Consider the following 5,681-nt stretch of genomic DNA (forward strand, 5'->3'; position numbering starts at 1 on the left):
CGAGTCGGCTGCGTCGCGGTGTGGGCGTTGGGTTAGCGTGGGGTTATGACGCGCGTGTGGCTGACGGAATGGGAATGGGCGTGCTGTGGCGATGCTTTTGCCATCGGCGATGAGGTCGACTTCGGTATCGAGACGCGAACGCCGCATGCTGCTCTCGCTGACATGCTCGGACCGGAACTATTCGCCGCGGTGGAAGCGATGGAGTCGCACCATGAGGAAGAGTTCACCGATCGTGTGCGCGGCCGGGTAGTCGCGGTATACGAGGTCACGCGAGACGTCATCAAGCGTTGGTCATTACGTCGTCCCAGCCACGGCGCGCCGCCGGAATCGATCAAAGCGGCGGACGGCGACGAGTGGGCGGAGGTTGGCCGCGAGTTCGGCAATGGAGCGTTCCTCGCCCGTTCCCCCCCTCGATACATGATTGAGATCGAGCCAGTTACGAATTCAGCGAGGTTAACCTCGGCTCAGGGAGTTCGGCTGCGCATCGATGACGACGACGAACCGCTTCCTCGCGTCGAAGGGACCGCTGTTCCACCGCCCGAGCAACGCCGACGCTCGCCGGAAGGCTGGCTCGTCGATGTCGAGGAGCACGCGTAGAGTGTCCGCTCGCGGAACGCGGAGCGGGCACGACAAGAAATCACGCGGGCTCTAGGAATCTCCGCTTCACGTGATTCGGCGACGTGCCATCTTGTAGCCTCAAGGCATGAAGCCTCGTCGCGCTCTCGCTCTCGCCGGATTCGCAACTGTGTGCGCAGTGGTCTTGAGCGGGTGCTCCGTAGACACGCTAATTTGGGGGAACGACGGTGCTCAAGTTATCCAAACTACCGAGAACCTCATCAAAGACCTCGCTTCTGGCGGAACATCNTTCTGGCGGGACATCTGATCTCGTTTGCGAAGACGCCGAAGCCGACCTCGGTACGGCAAAAGATTGGGAAGGCCGCTCTGCAGGCGAGCCGGAACGGTTCTTTGCCGACTACTGGGATGAACAAGCACCACTCGATCCGCAGTGGAACATCAACCTGGAGGGTCTTCCCGAGGGGGCGACTCCGGGTGACAAGCATCCCGGCTACGTCTTTTACCGCGAAACCGACGATGGTCTCTGCGTGATCGATGTCGCATGGTCGACACTCATCGGCTGACGCAGCCGAATTTTCCGCCACCCCTGTGGTTATTGAAGAAGAGTGGCGGTGCTCTATTGCCGCAGAATAGCGGCATCACCGCCCGGGAGCGGAACGGTCTGCGGGACGGTCGCTAGGCATCCGTCGACGCTTTTTCGTGTGCGTTAGATGTCGCTCCTAGAGTCGCGCCGCTTGGCACTTCAGAGCGTCAACATCTGAGTTCAGTTCCAGTGTTTGTCAGCGCGCGGTATTAGCCCGATCGAAGCGAGTGGCGCGATGGCGAGGAGGGCGAAGGTCAGCGGATACCCGATGATGGTGATGAGAGCGCCGATTGCGGGGCCAACTGCTGATGCTGCGATGAATTGGCCGGTGTTCTGAACGCCTAACGCTCGACCGGACCAGGAGGGCCCGGCGGCCTCGGCAACCGACGTGAAGGCCAGTCCGTTGTCGGCCACGCTGACTGTGGTGGCGATGACCAGCATGATTGCCGCGGCAGCATCCCACTGCAAGCCGCCCGCTGCGGCGAGCAGCAGCATGGCTGCTACCCCGCTGAAGGCAACCCAGCGCAGCACTCCCACTCGAGAATCTAGACGATCGCTGATCGAGCCCACGACGATTCGTCCGATTGCGCCCACAAACTGTGACAGCGCGATAACGCCGCCGGCTGCTGCTGTGTTCCACTGCAGGGCGCTGATGAGCCAGACCAGTCCGAAAGTTGAGAGGGTGAATTGGGGCACCACTAGAAGAATGGAGACGAGGTGAATGCGCAACAAGAATGAGCTCTGCGAGTAGGGAGCGATTGATCTCGCGGTAGTGAGCGCGGTGCCGGCTGGTTTGGGCGGGTTCGTGATGCCGATCGCGCACGCGGCGGCGAGGATGGCGGCTGCCAGTCCAGCAAGCAGCAACGGCGCCCCGATACCGAAGGTAGCCGCGAGCGGTGGCACGATCACGGCGGCTAGAGCGACGCCCAGCGGCTGGGACATTTGGCGGATGCCCATTGCCAGGCCGCGTCGTGGGCGTGGGAACCAGCCCACCACGATCCGGCCACTTGCGGCGTTAGTGCTGGCAGATGCTGCACCTCCCAGCATCAACAGGATGCCCAGGCCGACGAGGCCCTGCACGGGCGCCGCTGCCAGGGCGAACAATGCCGTCAGCGCAAGTCCTCCGGCGATGACCCAGCGTTCCCCGAAGCGATCAGCGAGGGCGCCCCACACGACAAGGGTTAGAACCATGCCAAGAGTTGGTGCGGCGGCGAGGAGGCCTGCCTGAGCCAGCGGAACTCCCCACTGCAGGTGTAAGAGAGGAATGAGGAAGGCAGGGGTGCTGACCAGGAAGGTCCCGGATGTCTGTGCTGCAACTCCGAGAACGAGCATCCGCCAGGCTACTGCGGGTACATGCTCTATTTCGGCGACGTTCGTGATGGTCATGTTGCTGCTCCCCCTGAACCGTATTAGTATACGCTGATGGTATACCAAGGAGTTCTGATGGATACATCTAGCGGATCCAATGCTTATGCGGCTCTGCGAGCGGCAATTTTGTCGCTGGATCTTGTCCCGGGAGAGAAGCTGAGCGAACGGGGTCTCGAGTCGATGCTTGAAGCGTCACGGACTCCCATTCGTGCCGCCCTGATGAGGCTGGAGAATGAGGGGCTCACTCAGCGGGCTGGTCGTGGCTGGCAGGTCACCCCGATAGACCTTGCCGAGGTTCGTGCGGTCATGGAATACCGGGAAGTGGTCGAAGCGGCCGCTATCGCGCTGGTGATCGAGCGTGCCGGTGATGATGAACTGGCCGCCCTGCGGTCCCTTATTCGGTCGTCCCCGGAAGAAGATAATGAAGAAACTGGGCTTCGAGATGGCGGAGACTTCCACGTGGCACTCTCGCGGTTGTCCCGCAACAAATTTTTCGCTGATGCGATGAGCGGGGCGCTCACCCGACTCAGCCGTACACGCTGGCTCGAGGTTCGCACAGCCGAATCTCGCGCACACGCCCGCACGGAACATTTGGAGATCATCGCAGCCGTCAGATCAAGAGATGCAGAAAGGGCAGCGGCTCTTGTTATATCCCACAGCCGAGGAACCCGCGACCGGTTGCTGAACCATTTGTCCGAGGAGCGTCGCCGACTCCGCGGACGGGGATATTCAATCATCGAATCCTCCACGAGCCCTCCGCCACTCATCACACTCTGACCGATCCGCAACGACCTCCGTGCTCGACGCCTACGGAGTTATCCAAAAAGGTTCACTCCCGCACGGGGAACCCCCTGCGGGAACGGGCCCGCGGAAACTTGGTTCGCCGCCGTCTGAGCAAACTTGTTGCGTGTACTCTGCCCGCAGGAACATCCGGCCTGCGTCTCACGGGACAAGAATTCGCGGCTCTGGCCGTCATCCACCCCAAAGGTTTTAAGATGTGTAGGTTTCGACACAAGGCTGGAGCTACGAGGGTGTGGCTTCCCTCGTCCCCAACGAGGGCGTGGCGATGGAATCTGTGATGTCAACCGAGTGCGTTGGGGGTAGCGAGATGGCCGCTGGGTCGATCTGTGTAACGGTTGAGTTGATCATCGTTGCTCCGATTGTGCCGCCGCAACGATTGCGCGCGGATTATCGCGAGCATATATTTGCGTGTCACCGTGGAGCGAGAGCGCGGCTTTGAGGTCTGCTCGCGCGCGTTGGTATCGCGTTCGAGCTGTGGAGGCGCTGATGCCCAAGATCTTGCCGGCTTCGGCGATGGAAAAGCCCTCCCAGTGGATAAGCCGGACGAGCTCAGCTTGGTCGGGTGCGAGACGGGCTATGGCATCTCGGACCTCGGCGTCTTCATCGATAGACCGGACCTCTGCGGGCGTGGTTCGGAGAGTTTCGCGAAGTCGTTCGGCAAGATTCGACTGTCGCCGTTCTGTACGCGCGGCGTTAGCAACGACGTGGCGGGCGATCCCGAAGAGCCACATTCTCGCTTGTTCCGGACCTGCCGGCAACGTGTTTGCTCGCCGCCACCCGATGGTCATCAGATCTGCAAGGGCATCGGCGGCATCGTCTCGGTTGAGTCGACGTTCGAGGTATCGCAGTAGATCGGGGGTGTTATGAGACAGAGCCTCAGTGAGGCGGAGGGCCAAATCCGTTCGGTTCCGCATCACCAGTCTGCACCGGGGCAGTTGCCCTCCCCGTCGTAGCGAAGATTGGAGTCGGATCCATCAATGCCCTGCCGGGCCAGCTCGCTGTTGAGCGTGTTGGTCAAGATGCGATTGACGGCGGAATCATACTCGGAGTCGGCGTTGTAGTGGACAGTTCCGTACCCTGCGGCCTCCGTGGCCCCATAGTCGTTCATCCACGTGGATTCTTCAGTCCGAAGTTGAGCGATGGTTTCATCGATCGTTTCCTGGGTGAGAAGGGCATCAATGCTCGCGGCCCGGTAAAAGTCCCGGACTGCACGGACTGCTTCAGGATCGCTTCCGTTGACGTTGCCGATACGGAGTTCACACTCTGCTCCGCTCGGCAACGTGTAGGTGGCGACGGCGTCCGGGGACTCGGCCCAAGGCGACCACAGTTGAATTGTCGCGGCCGTTGCGGCAGCGGCGCCACCCACCAATGAGAACGTGATCAGCGCTGTTAGGGCGGGTCGGGTCCACCGTTTTCTGTGCCCGCTGCTGCCTGGTGATGGCATGGATGCGAGGCGTAAACGGTTGAGTTCATCGATCACGTCGTCTGTCATGAGCGTCGTGCTCGGGCTCGACCGATCAAGAAGGCCATCGAGTTGATCTTCGTCGGGCAAGTGGTTCATGGTGCTCCTCAGTTTTAGGGCTACACCATAGACATGTCCGGGAGACGCCTTAACGTCTGCCAGGTAGAGATTCAGGCGACAAAACGTCTTGGCACCGAATTTCTGGCGCTGACCCACTGAATCGCACGAAGGACCGATAAGTATCCGCACTCATCGGCTGCACCGCCGCCGAACAAAACCGTCGTCGTATCCCACAGTCGACGGCTCAAGCTGGACTCCCAAGGCAAACAGCGCAGGAAGACGCGTGCGCCCGGGCCTTCACCGGGTAACGGCGATCGCACCGAACCTTGATCGATGAAATAAGACGTGGGTGTTTTCAGCCCGACACGAACGATGCCGAGTTTTCCATCTGTGGCGTCCCATAAGCCGGAGGCGAGTTCAACCGGTCGTTGCAACGATTGGTTTTTCTGGTTCTGACAGTAGTCGCTGCATCGCTTGGGCGGGGGTGATGCCACCGAGTGTTTTGCGGGGTCGCTCGTTGAGTTCGGTGGCCACTTCCAGGAGCCGCTCGGGTGAATGGACGGAGAGGTCGGTGCCCTTGGGGAAATACTGGCGCAGCAGCCCGTTGGTGTTCTCGTTACTGCCGCGTTGCCACGGAGAATGCGGATCACAGAAGTAGATAGCCATGTTCGTAGCCAGGGTGATCTGTCGGTGCTGGGCCAGCTCCGTTCCCTGATCCCAGGTCAAGGTCTTAGCCTCGATCCACCGGTCGAGTTGAGGTTGTAGCGGCGCGTTAAACCGAGAATGCCTATCGGATCAGGAAAAATAGAACTTACTTAGGGTTCAATTTGA

At 60.7% G+C, this 5,681-nt stretch carries 5 protein-coding genes and 1 pseudogene; 2 read left to right on the forward strand and 4 right to left on the reverse strand.

Annotated features, from left to right (window positions below; translation table 11 throughout):
- The first annotated feature begins 45 nt into the window (after window positions 1–45).
- Entirely contained in the window at window positions 46–597 is a 552-nt protein-coding gene (locus tag D6T64_RS00265; protein WP_147364383.1) for a DUF6578 domain-containing protein, read from the forward strand.
- Between the two features lie 742 nt (window positions 598–1,339).
- Here the strand turns inward: D6T64_RS00265 and D6T64_RS00270 are convergent.
- Window positions 1,340–2,545 (reverse strand): MFS transporter, encoded by a 1,206-nt coding sequence (locus D6T64_RS00270; RefSeq protein WP_199719002.1) that lies wholly within the window; start codon window positions 2,543–2,545, stop codon window positions 1,340–1,342.
- Window positions 2,546–2,602: 57 nt separating this feature from the next.
- On the opposite strand from D6T64_RS00270, the gene D6T64_RS00275 reads away from it, so the two are divergent.
- Entirely contained in the window at window positions 2,603–3,304 is a 702-nt protein-coding gene (locus D6T64_RS00275; RefSeq protein ID WP_119970313.1) for a GntR family transcriptional regulator, read from the forward strand.
- A 368-nt stretch (window positions 3,305–3,672) separates the two neighbouring features.
- Here the strand turns inward: D6T64_RS00275 and D6T64_RS00280 are convergent, their stop codons facing one another.
- The 3 genes and pseudogenes from D6T64_RS00280 to D6T64_RS00290 form a co-directional block, all read right to left on the reverse strand.
- Entirely contained in the window at window positions 3,673–4,242 is a 570-nt protein-coding gene (locus tag D6T64_RS00280) for an RNA polymerase sigma factor (protein ID WP_119970316.1), read from the reverse strand.
- Window positions 4,242–4,889, reverse strand: coding sequence for a hypothetical protein (locus D6T64_RS00285; RefSeq protein ID WP_119970318.1), 648 nt, complete (start codon window positions 4,887–4,889; stop codon window positions 4,242–4,244). Before D6T64_RS00285 ends, D6T64_RS00280 begins: the two co-directional genes overlap by 1 nt.
- A gap of 378 nt (window positions 4,890–5,267) precedes the next feature.
- Window positions 5,268–5,582, reverse strand: a pseudogene (locus D6T64_RS00290) (IS30 family transposase); the annotation flags it as partial.
- Window positions 5,583–5,681: the final 99 nt, after the last annotated feature.

Origin of the sequence: Cryobacterium melibiosiphilum, from assembly GCF_003602235.1 — a bacterium.
GTDB lineage: Bacteria > Actinomycetota > Actinomycetes > Actinomycetales > Microbacteriaceae > Cryobacterium > Cryobacterium melibiosiphilum.